Annotated in this window: 17 protein-coding genes; 15 read left to right on the top strand and 2 right to left on the bottom strand. The window is 40.7% G+C overall.

What is annotated here, in order from left to right:
* Positions 1–3 precede the first annotated feature (3 nt).
* Positions 4–861, bottom strand: coding sequence for an AraC family transcriptional regulator (locus tag BLR54_RS08990; protein ID WP_090419834.1), 858 nt, complete (start codon positions 859–861; stop codon positions 4–6).
* Positions 862–1,074: 213 nt separating this feature from the next.
* Here BLR54_RS08990 and dapF point away from each other — a divergent pair, with 213 nt between their 5' ends.
* The 6 genes from dapF (at position 1,075) to BLR54_RS09020 (ending at position 6,500) form a co-directional block, all read left to right on the top strand.
* Positions 1,075–1,908 carry a diaminopimelate epimerase gene (gene dapF, locus BLR54_RS08995; RefSeq protein WP_090419837.1) on the top strand — a complete coding sequence of 278 codons (834 nt, stop codon included), beginning with the start codon at positions 1,075–1,077 and terminating at the stop codon, positions 1,906–1,908.
* Positions 1,909–2,024: 116 nt separating this feature from the next.
* Positions 2,025–3,497: a UDP-N-acetylmuramoyl-L-alanyl-D-glutamate--2,6-diaminopimelate ligase gene (locus BLR54_RS09000; RefSeq protein ID WP_090419841.1), complete on the top strand. Its 1,473-nt coding sequence runs from the start codon at positions 2,025–2,027 to the stop codon at positions 3,495–3,497.
* Positions 3,484–4,377, top strand: coding sequence for a 4-hydroxy-tetrahydrodipicolinate synthase (gene dapA / locus BLR54_RS09005; protein ID WP_090419843.1), 894 nt, complete (start codon positions 3,484–3,486; stop codon positions 4,375–4,377). The genes BLR54_RS09000 and dapA overlap by 14 nt, the downstream gene beginning before the upstream one ends.
* A 1-nt stretch (position 4,378) precedes the next feature.
* The gene (locus tag BLR54_RS09010) at positions 4,379–5,053 is read left to right on the top strand and encodes a rhomboid family intramembrane serine protease (protein ID WP_242871228.1); all 675 of its coding nucleotides are present in this window, start codon (positions 4,379–4,381) and stop codon (positions 5,051–5,053) included.
* A 29-nt stretch (positions 5,054–5,082) separates the two neighbouring features.
* On the top strand, positions 5,083–6,078 hold the full coding sequence (locus tag BLR54_RS09015; RefSeq protein ID WP_090419847.1) for an SCP2 sterol-binding domain-containing protein: 996 nt from the start codon (positions 5,083–5,085) through the stop codon (positions 6,076–6,078).
* Positions 6,079–6,089: 11 nt separating this feature from the next.
* Positions 6,090–6,500, top strand: a complete 411-nt coding sequence (locus BLR54_RS09020; RefSeq protein WP_090419851.1) for an HIT family protein — start codon at positions 6,090–6,092, stop codon at positions 6,498–6,500.
* A gap of 109 nt (positions 6,501–6,609) precedes the next feature.
* Here BLR54_RS09020 and BLR54_RS09025 read toward each other — a convergent pair whose 3' ends face one another.
* On the bottom strand, positions 6,610–7,671 hold the full coding sequence (locus tag BLR54_RS09025) for an undecaprenyldiphospho-muramoylpentapeptide beta-N-acetylglucosaminyltransferase (RefSeq protein ID WP_090419854.1): 1,062 nt from the start codon (positions 7,669–7,671) through the stop codon (positions 6,610–6,612).
* 192 nt (positions 7,672–7,863) lie between these two features.
* On the opposite strand from BLR54_RS09025, the gene BLR54_RS09030 reads away from it, so the two are divergent.
* From BLR54_RS09030 to lysS, 9 genes are all read left to right on the top strand, one after another.
* Positions 7,864–9,075 carry a cell wall hydrolase gene (locus BLR54_RS09030; protein WP_090419857.1) on the top strand — a complete coding sequence of 404 codons (1,212 nt, stop codon included), beginning with the start codon at positions 7,864–7,866 and terminating at the stop codon, positions 9,073–9,075.
* 138 nt (positions 9,076–9,213) lie between these two features.
* A complete protein-coding gene (gene argF / locus BLR54_RS09035) occupies positions 9,214–10,209 on the top strand; it encodes an ornithine carbamoyltransferase (RefSeq protein WP_090419860.1) in 996 nt (331 codons plus the stop codon).
* Entirely contained in the window at positions 10,202–10,972 is a 771-nt protein-coding gene (locus tag BLR54_RS09040; RefSeq protein WP_090419863.1) for a biotin--[acetyl-CoA-carboxylase] ligase, read from the top strand. The genes argF and BLR54_RS09040 overlap by 8 nt, the downstream gene beginning before the upstream one ends.
* Positions 10,959–11,345, top strand: coding sequence for a DUF6145 family protein (locus tag BLR54_RS09045; RefSeq protein WP_330388176.1), 387 nt, complete (start codon positions 10,959–10,961; stop codon positions 11,343–11,345). The genes BLR54_RS09040 and BLR54_RS09045 overlap by 14 nt, the downstream gene beginning before the upstream one ends.
* Positions 11,346–12,116 (top strand): type III pantothenate kinase, encoded by a 771-nt coding sequence (locus BLR54_RS09050; RefSeq protein WP_090419867.1) that lies wholly within the window; start codon positions 11,346–11,348, stop codon positions 12,114–12,116. It begins immediately after the preceding gene.
* Positions 12,117–12,150: 34 nt separating this feature from the next.
* Positions 12,151–13,131 carry a tRNA dihydrouridine synthase DusB gene (gene dusB / locus BLR54_RS09055; RefSeq protein WP_090419871.1) on the top strand — a complete coding sequence of 327 codons (981 nt, stop codon included), beginning with the start codon at positions 12,151–12,153 and terminating at the stop codon, positions 13,129–13,131.
* A 153-nt stretch (positions 13,132–13,284) separates the two neighbouring features.
* On the top strand, positions 13,285–13,764 hold the full coding sequence (gene greA / locus BLR54_RS09060) for a transcription elongation factor GreA (protein WP_090419875.1): 480 nt from the start codon (positions 13,285–13,287) through the stop codon (positions 13,762–13,764).
* 184 nt (positions 13,765–13,948) lie between these two features.
* Positions 13,949–15,334: an MATE family efflux transporter gene (locus tag BLR54_RS09065; RefSeq protein ID WP_090419879.1), complete on the top strand. Its 1,386-nt coding sequence runs from the start codon at positions 13,949–13,951 to the stop codon at positions 15,332–15,334.
* A 123-nt stretch (positions 15,335–15,457) separates the two neighbouring features.
* Entirely contained in the window at positions 15,458–17,500 is a 2,043-nt protein-coding gene (lysS, locus tag BLR54_RS09070) for a lysine--tRNA ligase (protein WP_090419882.1), read from the top strand.
* Positions 17,501–17,608: the final 108 nt, after the last annotated feature.

The following is a 17,608-nucleotide window of genomic DNA, read 5'->3' on the forward strand; positions in this document are numbered from 1 at the left end:
TCATTAAAACGACAGTGAGGCCTGTGACTCAGCCTTTTTTCGAGGGCTGGTGCCATAGGTCTTTTTGTATGCACGAAGGAAGGTGGAATAGGTGCCAAAACCAACCTGTTCGCTAGCGTCTACAATTGGAGTGCCAGCATCTATGAGAGTCTGAGCTGCAGAAAGGCGCTTCATAGTGATGTAGTTTCCTATTGTATAGCCAGTCTCATCCTTGAAGGTGTGCATAAGGTAATATCTTGAAAGATAGAATTTTGCGGCTATGTTATCCACGGACAAATCGTCAGTTAGATTCTCATTTATATATTGAATAATTGAATTTATCTTTGTGCCAGAATAGCTGGTGGAGATATATTCTACCTCATCACTGATAGCAGCACGATTAAGCTGTACCATAAACTCTAAAAAGAGCACCTGCATAAAAAGTTCGTTGGCATAAGCATCCTTGCCTAGATTATTAATCAAAGAATTTACTGCGGAAGCTACCGGAGAGTTCTTAAAAGATCTCAAACGTAAAACGTGAGAGTTGTTCTCCATAGCATTTCTAAAGCAATAAGATAAGTCATTCTCATCCTTGGCATATTCAGCCAAAAATTCCTTAGAGATATAAATAATAATTCGTTCGTAGGTAGAATTATCATGGAAGATTGGGCGGTGAACTTCTCCTGCATTTACAAACACAATATCATTAGCTTGTAAATCAAAATTCTGACCTTCAATAGAATATGAAGTATTCCCAGACAAATGGATTAAAACCTTGTGGAAATCATGATAATGGAAATCAATTTCACCAAGGTTTGAATCTGACAAATGGAAGATTTTAAAGTTGGAATATAGGTAACCTTTTTTGCTGTATTCGGTCATATTGTGTACCTTTCCATAACAAGTTAAGAGAACTTTTGTGGCATACTAAAGGAAAAAGCCAAAAGAATATAAAGTATTATCTTAGCATGAGTATAAATCCAAAAAGCACTATTTGCAACATTTATAACACTAACTGGTATTATCCCATTAGAAAGTGCGGTATATAATCAAATTAAGCTAAAAGAACTGTCGACTAGATTCGAAAGGACAACTATGAAATTTACAAAAATGCACGGCTGCGGTAACGACTATGTTTATGTAAATCTTTTTGAAGAGAAGGTTGAGAACCCAGCAGAAGTTTCAATTAAAGTTAGTGACAGACATTTTGGAATCGGCTCAGATGGACTTATCACAATAGGCCCATCGGAGGTGGCAGATTTCAGAATGAGAATATACAACGCAGATGGCTCAGAGGCTGAGATGTGCGGTAACGGCATCCGCTGCGTAGCAAAATATGTTTACGACCATAAGCTTACAGACAAGACTGAGATTTCAGTAGAGTCAGGAGCGGGGATCAAATACCTTACACTTTTCGTGGAGAACGGAAAGGTACAGCAGGTTCGTGTGGACATGGGAGAACCAATCCTTGAGCCTTCACAGATTCCTGTAGTTGCAGATGGAGATAAGGTTATCGATGCTCCAATACAGGCTGGTGGAAAGACATGGAATATGACATGCGTTTCAATGGGAAACCCACACGCTGTTGTGTTTGTAGATGACACAGAGCATTTTGAGCTTGAAAAGTACGGCCCCCTGTTTGAGAACCACGAGAAATTCCCAAAGCGTACAAATACAGAGTTTGTTCAGGTGCTTTCAAGAACAGAGGCTAACATGAGAGTTTGGGAGCGAGGCTCTGCAGAAACATGGGCATGCGGAACAGGTACATGCGCAACTGTTATGGCTTGCATCTTAAATGGAAAGACTGAGGATAAGGTCCTTGTCCACCTTCGTGGTGGCGATTTGACTATCGAATATGATAGAGAGACAAATCACGTATTCATGACAGGACCAGCAACAACCGTATTCTCAGGGGAAATTGATTTGTAGTTTATAAATAGCTTGTAACTATCAAGCTCTTAGTGTTACTCAAGTGAAGCTTTCTTCAGCTGAACGGTGTAATACTAAGGCTTGAGAGAGTAACAGGCGAGTGAAAGGCTAGGATTATGAAATTAGTAGATTTATTAGATAGATTAGACTATGAACTTTATTCAGGTGAGCTTGACCGTGAAATCACCACACTCACCTACGATTCAAGAAAGGTAGAAAAGGATAGCGTTTTCGTTTGTATCTCAGGTACAGTCAGAGATGCCCACGATTTCATTCCAGATGTAATCGAAAAGGGTGCAAGCGTAATCATCATTGAAAAGGATGTTGAGCCAGTTGATGGCATCACTTATATAAAAGTTAAGAACAGCCGTGAGGCACTTGCATATACATCAGCAGCATACTTTGGTCATCCAGCTGAAAAGCTTAAGACTATCGGTATCACAGGAACAAAGGGGAAGACAACAACCACATACATGGTAAAGTCTATCCTCGATAGCGCAGGAATTAAGACAGGTCTTATCGGAACAATCGAGTCAATCGTTGGCGATGAGCGCATCCCAGCAGTTAACACTACACCAGAGTCATACCGCGTGCAGGAGCTTTTTGCTCAGATGGTAGAGGCAGGACTTGATGCAGTAGTAATGGAAGTTAGCTCACAGGCCCTTATGCTTCACAGAGTGTCTGGCTTTACATTTGATATTGGTGTATTTACTAACCTTGAGCCAGATCACATCGGTGATAATGAGCACAAGGATTTCGAAGACTATATGCATTGCAAGAGCCTTCTTTTCCAGCAGTGTAAGACAGGTATCTTCAATGGCGATAGCGAGCACATCGAAGGTATCTTAAAGGGTCACACTTGTGATGTAATCAAGTATGGTTATGGCAAGGACAACGATCTTATTGCTGAGAACGTAGAGCTTCTCAATGAGCACGGTGCTCTTGGAGTTCGTTACCACATCACTGGTAAGGAAGATATGACAGTAGAGGTAAATGTACCAGGAAGCTTCTCTGTGTACAATTCCCTTACAGCAGTTGCAATTTGTAAGCAGTTTAAAGTTGATGAGGACAAGATTAAAGCCGCTCTTATGGATGTACATGTAAAGGGGCGTATCGAGCTTGTTCCAGTTTCAAAGAAGTTCACTGTTATGATTGACTATGCCCACAACGCAATGGCCCTCGAGAGCCTTCTTACAACTCTCAAGGCATACGAGCCAGGCAGACTTGTGTGCATGTTTGGCTGCGGTGGAAACCGTGCAAAGAGCCGTCGTTACGAGATGGGCGAGGTAAGCTCGAAGCTTGCAGATCTCACAGTTATTACATCAGACAACCCACGTAACGAAGAGCCAATGGACATTATCAACGATATTCTAATCGGTGTTAAGAAGGCTGACGGTGAGTACGTAACAGTACCAGACCGTAAGGAAGCTATTAGATATTGTCTCGTAAATGCAAAGGAAGGTGATATCATCGTTCTTGCAGGTAAGGGACATGAGGATTATCAGGAAATTAAAGGCGTTAAGCATCACATGGATGAAAGAGAGCTTATCGCAGAGGTAATTAAGGAGGACGGCAATGACATTATTTAAAGGTGCAGGAGTAGCATTAATCACTCCATTTAATGAGGATGAGACCGTAAATTATGACATGCTTGGAACTCTTATTGACAGACAGATTGAAGGCAAAACCGACGCTATCATTATTTGTGGTACAACTGGTGAGCCAGCTACAATGAGCGAGGAAGAAAAGCTTTCAGTAATTGAATATACTGTAAAACGCGTTAATCATCGTATACCTGTTATTGCAGGTTCAGGTGGAAATTCAACACGTCTTGTTATTGATTTTTCAAAGAAAATACAGGCTCTTGGAGTAGATGGACTTCTTATTGTTACACCATTTTACAACAAGGCTACACAGGAGGGTCTATATCAGCATTACACTACAATCGCAAACGAAGTCGATCTTCCAATAATTATGTACAATGTGCCAAGCCGTACAGGCTGCAATATCCTTCCTGAGACAGCTATGAAGCTTGCTCTCGAGAACAAAAACATTGTTGGTATAAAGGAAGCAAGCGGAAACATCTCACAGATTACAAAGCTTGCAAGCCTTTGTAGAGGATGCCTTGACATTTATTCAGGAAATGATGACCAGATTGTGCCAATTCTTTCCCTTGGTGGAATAGGTGTTATTTCGGTGCTTTCAAATGTTGCACCTAAGGGCACACACGACATGGTAATGTCATATTTAGAGGGGGATGAAGATAGAGCTCGCAGACTTCAGCTTGATTACCTCGAGCTTGTAGATGCTCTATTTTGCGAGGTAAACCCAATCCCTGTTAAATCCACTATGAATATGTTAGGATTTAATGTAGGAAGTCTTAGACTTCCGCTTACAGAGATGGAGGATAAGCATAAAGTGGAGATGAGCAAATTGTTAAGCCGCATGCCACAGGAAATGCTCGCGTAACGTGAAAAAAAGTAAGAGAGAATTTTTAATACCAGCAAATGGACCAATCACATTTTTACTTGTGGCAATTAATATAATTGTCTTTCTTGTGATGGAATATTTAGGTGACACTAACGATGCCGGCTTTATGCTGGAATATGGTGCCATGAATCCTGGTATGGTTTTATATGGGCATGAATGGTATCGTCTTTTTACATGCACATTTATGCACTTTGGAATTGAACATTTAGCGAATAATATGCTCCTACTGTTTCTATTAGGCCAAATATTCGAAAGAGCAGTAGGGACAACTAGATTCGTTGGAATCTATTTGGGGTCAGGACTAGCTGGCTCCTTTTTGTCATTCTTCTATATGTGCTTGATGGGTCAGAATAACATTGTTGCAGGAGCATCAGGTGCTATTTTTGGTATTGTTGGTGGAATGATAATTGTTGTGCTTTGTAACAGGGGAAGTTATAGCGGAATAAGCACAAAAAGAATGATATTTATGGCAGCACTCACCATGTATTTCGGCTTTGCCACAGCTGGAACGGATAATGTAGGACACGTGGGAGGCTTATTAGCCGGTATACTTATGACCTTTGTATCCTACGGAATTCCTACAATTATAAAGAACATAAAGGCGGCAAAACATAGCCGCGACGTTGATTTTGAGGAAGAAAATCCCTATACTTAAATTAACAACGTAACAGTCGGGGGGCTATTATGAAAGTAAACATTTATTATGGCGGAAGGGGTCTTTTAGAGGATCCAACACTTTATGTTATAAACAAAATGGAGCAGGTTCTTACAGAGCTTCAGGTAGAGGTTCATCTTTATAACATCTATGAGCAGAAAAATGCTATCTCCATGCTTCCCCAGACCTTAAAGGAAGCTGATGGTATCATCCTTGCGACCACCGTTGAATGGCTTGGAATAGGCGGATATATGAATCAGTTTTTGGATGCCTGCTGGTTATACGCAGACAAAACTGCTCTTGCCACCACCTATATGCAGCCAGTGGTTATGTCTACCACCTACGGCGAAAGAGAGGCTATGGTCACTCTTGAAAATGCCTGGGAAATCCTTGGCGGATTACCATGCTCAGGTTTTTGCGGTTATGTAGAGGATGTTAAAGAATTCAGAGAGAATCCAGAGTATGCACATATAATAGAAAAGAAGGTTGAAACTTTGTATCGCACCATTTCACAGCATACAAAGGGCCTTCCAACCAGTAATCAAGCTGTTACCAGAAGTATTCTTCGTACTCAGCAGATGCAGCTTTCTCCACAGGAGACAGAGCAGCTTTCTAAATTTGTATCTGACGACGAATATGTTCAGACACAGAAGGCAGATATTGCAGACCTCACTAATATGTTTAGAGATATGATGGGCAAGAAGCAAGAGGATACTGCTGGCGAGTACATAAATGATTTTGAGATTAGCTACAGGCCTACACCTGAGTTTTCAGCTAAGTATCTGTTTATGATAGATGGAAAAGACAAGCCGCTATATGTTTCTGCTGCAGGCGGTGATTTAGATTGTCATTATGGCAAAGAAGATAATATCGATGTCTATATGAAGCTTAATACAAATATCATGGACAATATTGTAGCAGGCCGCGAAACCTTCCAGAGAGCCTTTTCAGTGGGAGACATGACTGCAAAGGGCGATTTCAGAACCTTGATTAAACTAGATGAAATATTCACTTTTAGCAAATAGGAGGACTTAAAATGAAGGACGAAAAGTGTATTTTTTGTAAACTTGCAAATGGCGAAATCCCAACTAATTCTATCTATGAAGATGATGACTTCAAAGTGATTTTGGATGCATCACCAGCAACAAAGGGACACGCTCTTATTTTACCAAAGGAGCATTACGCTAATATTTTTGAAATTGATGAAAAGGTAGCAGGAAAGATTCTTCCTCTTGCAAAGAAGGTTGCTACTAAGATGACAAAGGAATTGGGCTGCGACGGAGTTAACATCCTACAGAACAATGGGGAGGCTGCTGGACAAACAGTTTTCCATTTACATGTTCATGTTATTCCAAGATGGGCTGGAGATGGTGCTATCCAAGATTGGGAGCACAAGAGCTTTACAGAAGCTGAAACAGCTGAGATAGTGAAGAAATTAAGTATGTAAATTTAATATGTAAATTACAAAAGCCTGTTACGCTCTCAAGCCTTAGTATTACTCCGTTCAACGTAGAATGTTTCACTTGAGTATCACTAAGAGCTTGATAGCTACAGGCTTACTTTATATTTTCTATTAAATTTAAGATTACCTTATTCGCATCTAGTAGTTTTGATTCTTCCATTTTAGCAACGATGGCAGCTCTATTTTCATATACGTTATTAACGCTAGAAAGAAGCAATTCCGCAGTGAGAGATTCCTCCTGAAGAACAGTAGAAAAGCCCTGTTTTTCGTAGCTTTCAGCGTTGAGAATCTGGTCTCCACGGCTGGCTGCAGCAGAAAGTGGAATCAAAATATTAGGTATTTTAAGAGCTAGTATTTCACTGATTGAGTTTGCTCCGGCACGGCTAATCATAATGTCTGTCATTGCGAAAACATCATTTAATTCCTTGCTAATAAACTCATATTGTTGATAACCAGCTTTGCCCACAAGGTCTTTGTTGATATTTCCCTTTCCAACCAAATGAACAATCTGGAAAGTCTTAAGTAAGTCTTCTAGAGATGCCCAAACGGCATTATTAATGAATCTTGAGCCGATGCTACCACCCATAATAAGAAGCACTGGCTTATCAGCAGTAAAACCACAGAAGGAAAGACCAGCATCCTTATTGCCACTGAAAAGCTCTTCTCGAATAGGAGAACCTGTGTGGATTGCCTTGCCCTCTGGAAGATATTGTAAGGTTTCAGGGAAGTTGCAGCATACCTTTGTGGCGAAAGGAATAGCAAGCTTGTTAGCAAGTCCTGGGGTCATATCAGACTCATGGATTATAGCTGGAATATGCTGACGTCCTGCTGCCATAACAACAGGTACAGAAACAAAGCCGCCCTTAGAAAAGACCACATCAGGCTGAATATGCTTAAGTAACTGGTTTGCTTCAGAAAAACCCTTGATAACTCTAAATGGATCAGTAAAGTTCTTCCAATCATGATAACGACGAAGCTTACCTGAAGAAATGCCGTAATAGGTGATTCCGGCGTTTTCCACAAGGCTCTTTTCGATACCATTATAAGAACCAATATAGTAGATTTCATAGCCAGCTTCTTTTAATAGAGGAGCTAAGGCAAGATTTGGTGTAACGTGACCAGCTGTTCCACCGCCAGTCATAACTATTTTTTTCATATATAATTACCTTCTATATTAATAAAGATTATTTAGCACAAACTCTATATTATGCACTGCTTTGACAAAAGTCAAATCCCGAATAATTTGACGATTTTTGAGGAAATTTGACTTTTCTTGATAATAATGATATATTAGTCCGCGTAACATATTTGTAATAAATGAAATTTTTCGTAAAAAACCAGGAGGCTTATGAGTAAAATTAACAAGATTGTTTCTGCAAAGTATATGAGGTTCTTTAATAAACGTACAAAGCAGTCAGTTGCGTTAGCATTGTCTACAGCTCTTTTAATAACAGGTGCTTTTATAGATGCACCAGCAGAAAAGATTAAAACAACAGATGTTGATGTAAAGCCAGCAAGCACAGCAGGTGTTTTCTCTGCTGTTTCAGCAATGGATTTTTCAGCAAAGGCTTCAGGTCTTGAAGCATCAAATGTTACAGTAGTTGCCGCTACAACCGATCAGGTCCAGGGAGATACAGATGATATGTATGATGAGTGGTCTGATAAGGTGATGGCAAATGTTAATGAATTCATTTACATCCGTTCAGAAGCAAATACAGCATCACAGGCTATTGGAAAGCTTCGTTCAGGTGATATTGCTACATTAGTAGATGTTTTTGATGGTTGGTATGAGGTTGAGTCAGGAAACGCTCACGGATATGTATCAGCAGATTATTGTGTTACAGGCATCGATGCCTATGAGCTTGCAATTGATGTTTGTGATTATTATGCTACAACAGATGTTAATGGTCTTCGTATCAGAAGCGAGGCATCTGAGGATTCAAAGATTGTTGCAGTTGTTTCTAAGGGAAGCAAGCTTGAGGTAGATACAGAGGCTGAAAAGGTAGAAGGCTGGGTTGCAGTTAAGTCTGGCAACAAGTCTGGCTATGTTAAGGCCGATTATGTAGATGTTGATATGGCTACAGGAGAGGCTATCACTCTTGAAGAGGAAGCAGAAGCTAAGGCAGCCGCAGAGGAAGCCGCAGCAGCTAAGGCTGCAGAACAGGCTGCAATGGCAGAGCAGGCAAAGGCACAGGCAGCAGAGGCTGCAGCTGCAAAGCAGTCAGTTATCACTTCAGCGGATGATGTTACTCTTCTTGCAGCAATTATCCAGATTGAGGCTGGTAGTGAGTCTTACGAAGGACAGGTTGCCGTTGGTGCAGTAGTTATGAACAGAGTTGTTAGTGGTTCATATGCAAACAATATTCATGATGTTATTTTTGCTAAGGGACAGTTCTCTACATCACGTATGTCATCTGTAGTTGCAAAGGGACCAAAGGCTTCATGCGTACAGGCAGCACAGGAGGCTATGGCTGGTTCTGATCCATCAGGCGGACGACTTCACTTTAGACGAGCTGGTTCAAAAGAAGGATTGATTATCGGAAATCACGTCTTCTATTAAAATGAATAATAAAACGTACAAATGTAAAAAAATGCAAAATAAAAGCTTTTAGGACTTTTCCTAGAAGCTTTTTTGTTATATAATGCATAATAAATCACTGGAAATGAATATTTATGCACAAGCAAAAGGAGGTACGTTATGGACTTAAAGGGAAAGAACTTTTTAAAGATGTTGGATTTTACACCAGAAGAGATAAAGGGCTTAATTGATTTATCTTTGCGCTTAAAGGAAGAAAAGAAGCAGGGTAAGTCACAGAAAAGTTATCTTGAAGGAAAGAACATTGCGTTGATTTTTGAAAAGACTTCCACACGTACCCGTTGCTCCTTTGAAGTAGCTGCATATGATATGGGAGCAAATGTTACTTACCTTGACCCATCTGGTTCTCAGATTGGAAAGAAGGAATCAATTGCAGATACAGCCCGTGTCCTTGGTCGTATGTATGATGGAATTGAATACCGTGGTTTTGAGCAAACTATAGTTGAAGATTTGGCTAAGTACGCAGGGGTTCCTGTATGGAATGGTCTTACAAACGAGTCACATCCTACACAGATGATTGCAGATATGATGACAATCAAGGAACATTTTGGTAAGCTTTCAGGAATAAAGTTTGTATATATGGGTGATGCTCGTTATAATATGGGTAATTCACTTATGGTTACATGTGCAAAGCTTGGTATGGATTTTGTGGCATGTACATGCAAGAAATACTTTCCAGATGAATCGCTTGTAAAGCAATGTCAAGATATTGCAAAGGAAACAGGTGCAACTATCACTCTTACAGAGGATGTTGCAGGAGGCTGCAAGGATGCAGATGTCATTTACACAGATGTATGGGTGTCAATGGGTGAGCCTGATGAGGTATGGGCTGAGCGTATCAACGATCTTAGCGAATATCAGGTAAATGCAGAAGCCTTTTCTTATGCAAAGCCAGGAGCAAAGTTTATGCATTGCCTTCCAGCTTTCCACGATTTGAATACCACAATTGGAAAGGAAATCTATGAAAAGTTCGGTATCGACTGTATGGAAGTTACCGATGAAATATTTGAAGGTGAGCGTTCGATTGTTTTTGACGAGGCAGAGAATCGCATGCACTCTATCAAAGCGGTCATGTACGCAACATTAGGAAATGCTTAATAACATCAGATACGAATATTACGAATCAGTAGATTCTACAAATGACAGGATTAAATCACGAGCCCATGAAAATGAAAATCAGGGGCTCGTGATTTCTGCTGGTCAGCAAACTGCAGGAAAGGGACGAATCGGGCGCAAATGGGAATCGCCAAGTCACGATTCTATATCCACCTCTATTTTATTAAAGCCGGAGGAGATAACTCTGGAGGCAATTCCAACCATAACTGTAGTTGCAGCTATGGCCGTCAGGGATGCACTATATCGTATATACGGATTAAATGGACTGATAAAATGGCCAAACGATATTGTTCTGGATGGTAAAAAGATTTGTGGTATCCTTACGGAGATGGAAATGAAGGATGGCAAAGTTTGGTTTGTCATTGTGGGCATTGGAGTTAATGTTCATAACAAAAGTTTCCCAGAAGAGATTGCCTTCAAAGCTACTTCTGTTGATCTTGAGCTAGCGAAGGCGGGTGGCACTCACGGCCATAGACAAGAGCTTACAAAAGAAATATGGAATAGTTTTGCAAAATATTATAATATCTTTATTGAGACACAGGATATGTCTGGTCTTAAAGAGGAATATGAAAAATATCTTGCTAATCGCGGTAATCGTGTTAGAATAGAAGACCGTGAGAACTCCTACGAAGCGACAGCTCTTGGTATCAATGAACGAGGCGAGCTTATTGTAGAGGTTGAAGGTGAAGAAAGGATAATCCGCACCGGGGAAGTTTCAGTCCGGGGGATTTATGGATATATTTAGGATTCCCCTTGAGGGGAAGCTGTCACCACAGGTGACTGATGAGGTATTTATGGAAGAGACAGTTTTATGCGGCGCAAGCTGCTATACTAAAAAATTTTATTTGAATCCAGATTTCAATGGACTTCCTCCAATGATAAAGGATGAGCTGAAAATCATGTGTGTAATGTACACAGAGCAAGTCAGCGGCACCATTCAAATGGTATACGAGGAAGATGGTTCTCTCAGAATCGATGTAGATCATAACCAAGATGATTTTATGTATGACGAAATTGGTTCTGCTCTTGAAGTAAAGAGAATGCAAAGAGAAAGAACAGAGCTTTTTGAGGCTCTTGAAACATATTACAAAGTAGTATTTTTAGGGGAGGGCATGTAGATGCTTCTTACAATCGATGTTGGAAATACAAATATCACAATGGGTGTCTTTGATAGTGAGGAATTACTTGGAAGTTTCCGAGTTACCACAAAGATAAACCGTACTTCTGATGAATTTGGAATCACTTTCCGTGAGATTCTTCGTTCAAACAACTTAGACTATACAAAGATTGACGATGTAATCATTGCATCCGTTGTTCCAAACGTCATGCATTCACTTACAAGCTCAATCATCAAATACTTTGATATTCAGCCAATCATTGTTGAGGCTGGTATAAAGACAGGTATCAGAATCGCAACAGAGAATCCAAAGCAGATCGGTGCAGACAGAATCGTAGATGCTGCTGGTGCTTACGAGCTTTATGGAGGTCCTGTTCTGGTGCTTGATTTTGGCACGGCTACAACCTACGATCTTGTTGATGAAAGTGGAGCCTTTGTTTCAGGTGTTACTGCTCCTGGTATTCGTATTAGTGCTCGTGCTCTTTGGGAAGATGCTGCTAAGCTTCCAGAAATCGAAATTAAAAAGCCAGAGCGCATTCTTGCAAAGGAAACAATTTCTTCAATGCAGGCTGGTCTTGTTTATGGTCAGATTGGTCAGACAGAATATATTGTAAAGCATATGATTGAGGAAAGTGGATACAAGGATGTAAAGGTTGTTGCTACAGGCGGTCTTGGAAATCTTATTTCAAGCGAGACTCAGTGTATCGATATTTACAATCCAAACCTTACCCTTTATGGTATGAAATTTATTTACGATAAACAAAAAAGATAATTCATCAAATCAAACATAGAATAAAAATTTAGATATGATTCAAAAACTTTCAATTGGAAATGTAACATTATACAACAATTTGATTTTGGCACCAATGGCAGGCGTAACAGACCTGCCATTTCGTTTGTTATGCAAGGAGCAGGGGGCTGCCCTTTGCTGCATGGAAATGGTCAGTGCCAAGGGCATATATTACAACAACAAAAATACGGAGAGTCTGCTTACTGTAGATGAGCGAGAACGACCTGTTAGTCTTCAGTTATTTGGTTCAGATCCCGCAATAATGGGAGCTATGGCTGCAAAGATTGAGCATAGAAATTTTGATATCCTTGATATTAATATGGGATGTCCTGTCCCAAAGGTTGTAAACAATGGTGACGGCTCGGCTCTTATGAAAAATCCTGTCCTTGCTGGAAGGATTATTGAAAGCATGGTAAAGGCAATAGACAAGCCTGTTACTGTTAAGATTCGTAAGGGTTTTGACGATGAACATATAAATGCTGTAGAGATGGCTCATGTGGCACAGGAGTCTGGTGCAGCAGCAGTAGCAGTTCATGGTCGTACTCGGGAGCAATACTATTCAGGAAAGGCAGATTGGAGCATCATTGCAGCTGTAAAACAGGCTGTTAAAATCCCGGTCATCGGAAATGGGGATATTCTAGATGCAAAGGATGTTATCGCTATGAAGGAACAGACTGATTGCGATGGCTTTATGATTGGCCGTGGGGCTCAAGGAAATCCTTGGATATTCCATCAGATTCTCCACTATTTTGAAACTGGAGAATTGATTGGCAAGCCACCAATGGAGGAGATGGTCAAGACCATGCTTCGACATGCCAAGCTTCAAATCGAGTTTAAAGGTGATTATCTTGGAATCCGAGAAATGCGTAAACATGCTGCCTGGTATACTGCAGGTTACAAGGGAGCCAGCAAGCTCCGTGGACGCATTAATGATGTGGAATCTTACCAGGAATTAGAGCAGCTTTTCACGGAATTTTTAAGTACATATTGTAGCTGATTTTGAATATTCTATGAATAGCTGCAGGAGTTCTTGACATCAATATGTGTGTGGCTTATAATTCACTAAGTTACTAAGAAAAGCTAGGGATTTTGCTGGGCAATTTTTAGGCAAAATCATTTAAGAATACATCCGACAGGAAAGGAAATTATTATGGAAGCAAAGAAGAATTTACTTACAGCCGAAGGACTTAAGATATTAGAGGACGAGCTTGAGGATCTCAAGGTCAATAAACGTAAAGAAGTATCTCAGAAGATTAAGGAAGCCAGAGAGCAGGGCGACCTTTCTGAGAACGCAGAGTACGATGCAGCTAAGGATGAGCAGAGAGATATCGAAGCTCGTATCGAAGAAATCGAAAAGATTTTAAAGAACGCTGAGGTCGTTACAGAAGAGCACGACACAAAGAACATTAACATCGGTTGGACAGTTACACTTCTTGATGTAGAGTTCGACGAGGAAGTTGAGTACAGAATCGTTGGTTCTACTGAGGCAAACAGCCTTAAGGGCAAGATTTCAAACGAGTCTCCAGTTGGTAAGGCCATTCTTGGACGTAAGAAGGGCGATGTTGTTACAGTAGAGACAGAAGCTGGTGAATTCCAGTACAAGATTCTTGCAGCAAAGAAGAGTAAATAATTGATGAATAATTAGTGCCGCGACTCATGCGTATATGGGTCGCGGTATTTTTTTATTACTTGCAAAAACTAGGTGATAGCTAACAATGTCTGCAAGTGTTTTCTGAGAGTATAGTGGCAACGATGAAGAAAACATTTGCAGATATTGTTAGTGTAATCAGCAGAGATTTTAGGAGGGACTGGAAATGTTAGAAAAATTTAAGAAAAAATACATAGGTGACAAGGCATTTTATAAGAGATACATATTCCTAGCAACTCCTATGATTATTCAAAATGCCATTACTAACTTTGTTAGCTTCCTAGATAATATCATGGTTGGCCAGCTAGGCCAGGAATCCATTTCCGCAGTAGCCACAGTCAACCAGTTAAACTTTGTTTTTATGCTGGCGGTATTTGGCGCAGCTTCAGCTGGAAGCATTTATGGAGCCCAGTATTTTGGTAAGGGAGACCATGAAGGACATATGCATACCTTCCGTTTCAAGCTGTATGCCACATTATTTGCAACCATCGTAGGAATCTTTATTTTCCTTACCTGGGGAAGTGATTTAATATCATTGTTCCTCACTGAAAGTGAAGGCGCTTCAACAGAGCTGGCTTTATCTCTTGGTATGAAATACTTAAGGATTATTCTTATAGGATTAATTCCTTTTGCAGTAAACCAAGCTTACGCCACAAACATTAAAGAGACTGGTCAGACAGTTGTTCCAATGATTGCAGGTATGATAGCTGTAGGAACAAACGCTATCTTGGATTATTGTTTGATTTTTGGAGTTGGTCCATTTCCAGAACTTGGAGTTGAGGGAGCTGCTATTGCTACAGTTGTGTCTCGATATATAGAGGCCACAGTTGTTATTGTTTGGGCTCACACTCATCTTTCAGTTAATAAATATTTACATGGTGCATACACTGGTTTTGGTATTCCAAAGTACGTATTCCGAAAGATTCTTTTCAAGGGGGCGCCACTTATGTTTAACGAGGTGCTTTGGGCAGCTGGTGTTAGTGCAGTAACACAAAGCTATTCAGTAAGAGGAATGAATGTGCTTACAGCTCTTAGTATTTCAAATACTGTTGGAAATCTTTTCAACATCGTATTTATTCAGTTAGGTGCATGTATCAGTATTATTGTAGGCCAGTACCTTGGTGCTGGTGAGCTTGAAGAGGCAAAGGATGCAGACAACAAAATGATTTTCTTCTCAGTTTCTTGTTGTACTGTTATGGCAATCTTAATGTTTGTGTGTGGAGGATTGTTCCCACAAATTTACAACGTAGACGACAACATAAGACATCTTGCAACACGCTTTATAGCAGTGGCTGCAGTTTGGATGCCATTCTGTTCCTTCAGTCATTGCTCATACTTTACACTTCGCTCAGGAGGAAAGACTCTTGTTACCTTCCTGTTTGATTCAGTGTTTACATGGGTGATTATGGCACCACTTGCATTTGTGCTTGCTCATTATTCACCACTTGGAATCGTTGCAATCTATTTCTTTGTACAGGGTACAGAGCTAATAAAGAATGTGATTGGATACTTTATGGTTAAGAGTGATGTGTGGTTGGTGCAGATGGTTTAAATCCTTGACATGCATTTGAACCCTGTACCCTTGACACCTAGAGTTTTCTAGGTCTATAATTAAAAGACTTTTTGAGTATTTACTAATCTAATTAAATATAAATGAAATAAAGAAGGAGAAAATATGGCACAGCAGAACAATGGTGGCAACCAGGACGTAAATCAGTTACTTCAGGTTCGCCGTGAAAAGCTTGCTGCACTTCAGGAAGCAGGCAGAGATCCATTTGAGATTACAAAGTTTGATCAGACTCATCACACAGATGAGGTTAGAGATTTATATGAGGAGCACGAGGCTAAGCTTTTAGCAGGACGTCAGCCTGTAAACACAGATGGCATGGACGAAGAGGCTGCTAAGCAGGCAGTTAATGACGATTACAACGAGCGTCGTGCAATTATGGATGCTCAGCCAATTAACGTTAGCATCGCAGGACGTATGATGTTCAAGCGTGTTATGGGTAAGGCTAGCTTCTGCAACATCCGTGACCGCAAGGGCGATGTTCAGGTTTACGTTGCAAGAGATGCTATCGGAGAGGAGCCATACGCAGATTTCAAGAAGTCTGATATCGGTGATATCTTTGGTATCAAGGGATATGCTTTCAGAACTAAGACAGGTGAGATTTCTATCCACGCTGAGGAGATTACACTTCTTTCAAAGTCTCTTCAGATTCTTCCAGAGAAGTTCCACGGTCTTACAGATACAGATATGAGATACCGTCAGAGATATGTTGACCTTGTTATGAACAAGGATTCTCGTGAGGTATTTGTTAAGCGTTCACTTATGATGAAGGAAATCCGTAATTTCCTTGCAGAGCGTGATTTCATGGAGGTTGAGACACCTATCCTTGTTTCTAATGCAGGTGGTGCAGCAGCTCGTCCATTTGAGACACACTACAACTCCCTTAACGAGGATGTTAAGCTTCGTATTTCTCTTGAGCTTTACCTTAAGAGACTTATCGTTGGTGGTTTCGAGCGCGTATACGAAATCGGTCGTGTATTCCGTAACGAGGGTGTTGATACTCGTCACAATCCTGAGTTCACACTTATGGAGCTTTACCAGGCATACACAGATTACGAAGGCATGATGGAGCTTACAGAGACTATGTTCCGTCGTCTTGCAGAGAAGGTTGTTGGTTCTACAAAGATTTCTTACAACGGAATCGAAATCGACCTTGGCAAGCCATTTGCTAGAATGACAATGACAGACGCTGTTAAGAAGTATGCAGGCGTTGATTTTGATACTATTGCTGACGATGAGGCAGCAAAGGCTATCGCTCGTGAAAAGGGCGTTGAGTTTGAGGATCGTCACAAGAAGGGTGATATCCTTAACCTCTTCTTCGAGGAGTTCTGTGAGGAGAATCTTATCCAGCCTACATTTATTACAGATCATCCAATCGAGATTTCACCACTCACAAAGAAGAAGCCTACAGACCCTACAAAGGTAGAGCGTTTCGAGCTCTTCATCAATACATGGGAGATGTGTAACGCATACTCAGAGCTTAATGATCCAATCGATCAGCGTGAACGTTTCGCAGCACAGGATGCTAACGCTGAAGCAGGCGATGACGAGGCTGAGCACACAGATGAGGACTTCCTCAATGCACTTGAAATCGGTATGCCACCTACAGGCGGTATCGGTTATGGTCTTGATCGTCTCTGTATGTTACTTACAGATAGCCAGGCTATCCGTGATGTACTCCTCTTCCCGACTATGAAGAGTCTTGATGCACCAAAGAAGAGTGGTTCAGCAGAGGAGGCAACAGGCTTCTTCACACCAAACAGCCAGATTGATTTCTCAAATGTAGCTATCGAGCCATTATTTGAGGAGCAGGTTGACTTTGAGACATTCTCTAAGTCAGACTTCCGTGCAGTTAAGGTTAAGGCTTGCCAGGCAGTTCCAAAGTCAAAGAAGCTTCTCCAGTTCACACTTGATGATGGAACAGGCACAGATAGAACAATCCTTTCAGGAATTCACGAGTTCTACGAGCCAGAGGAATTAGTTGGTAAGACACTTGTAGCAATTACAAACCTTCCACCTCGTGCTATGATGGGTATCGAGTCTTGCGGTATGTTACTCTCAGCAGTTAACAACCTCAAGGATTCAGACGGTGAAGAGCTTCACCTTCTTATGATTGATAACCACATCCCAGCCGGTGCAAAGTTATACTAGAATAAGTATTTAAAATCTTCTTGGATAGAAATATCCAAGAAGGTTTTTGTTTATATGGAAACGTGATAAAATGAAACTAATTCAAAGGATGTTTTACGGAGGTTGAAT

Source organism: Pseudobutyrivibrio sp. YE44 (genome assembly GCF_900104335.1).
Lineage (GTDB): Bacteria > Bacillota > Clostridia > Lachnospirales > Lachnospiraceae > Pseudobutyrivibrio.

Bases quoted from the DNA above. Each gene is read 5' to 3' on its own strand.
- BLR54_RS08990 (WP_090419834.1), bottom strand. From the start codon at position 861: ATGACCGAATACAGCAAAAAAGGTTACCTATATTCCAACTTTAAAATC.
- dapF (WP_090419837.1), top strand. From the start codon at position 1,075: ATGAAATTTACAAAAATGCACGGCTGCGGTAACGACTATGTTTATGTA.
- BLR54_RS09000 (WP_090419841.1), top strand. From the start codon at position 2,025: ATGAAATTAGTAGATTTATTAGATAGATTAGACTATGAACTTTATTCA.
- dapA (WP_090419843.1), top strand. From the start codon at position 3,484: ATGACATTATTTAAAGGTGCAGGAGTAGCATTAATCACTCCATTTAAT.
- BLR54_RS09015 (WP_090419847.1), top strand. From the start codon at position 5,083: ATGAAAGTAAACATTTATTATGGCGGAAGGGGTCTTTTAGAGGATCCA.
- BLR54_RS09020 (WP_090419851.1), top strand. From the start codon at position 6,090: ATGAAGGACGAAAAGTGTATTTTTTGTAAACTTGCAAATGGCGAAATC.
- BLR54_RS09025 (WP_090419854.1), bottom strand. From the start codon at position 7,671: ATGAAAAAAATAGTTATGACTGGCGGTGGAACAGCTGGTCACGTTACA.
- BLR54_RS09030 (WP_090419857.1), top strand. From the start codon at position 7,864: ATGAGTAAAATTAACAAGATTGTTTCTGCAAAGTATATGAGGTTCTTT.
- argF (WP_090419860.1), top strand. From the start codon at position 9,214: ATGGACTTAAAGGGAAAGAACTTTTTAAAGATGTTGGATTTTACACCA.
- BLR54_RS09040 (WP_090419863.1), top strand. From the start codon at position 10,202: ATGCTTAATAACATCAGATACGAATATTACGAATCAGTAGATTCTACA.
- BLR54_RS09045 (WP_330388176.1), top strand. From the start codon at position 10,959: ATGGATATATTTAGGATTCCCCTTGAGGGGAAGCTGTCACCACAGGTG.
- BLR54_RS09050 (WP_090419867.1), top strand. From the start codon at position 11,346: ATGCTTCTTACAATCGATGTTGGAAATACAAATATCACAATGGGTGTC.
- dusB (WP_090419871.1), top strand. From the start codon at position 12,151: ATGATTCAAAAACTTTCAATTGGAAATGTAACATTATACAACAATTTG.
- greA (WP_090419875.1), top strand. From the start codon at position 13,285: ATGGAAGCAAAGAAGAATTTACTTACAGCCGAAGGACTTAAGATATTA.
- BLR54_RS09065 (WP_090419879.1), top strand. From the start codon at position 13,949: ATGTTAGAAAAATTTAAGAAAAAATACATAGGTGACAAGGCATTTTAT.
- lysS (WP_090419882.1), top strand. From the start codon at position 15,458: ATGGCACAGCAGAACAATGGTGGCAACCAGGACGTAAATCAGTTACTT.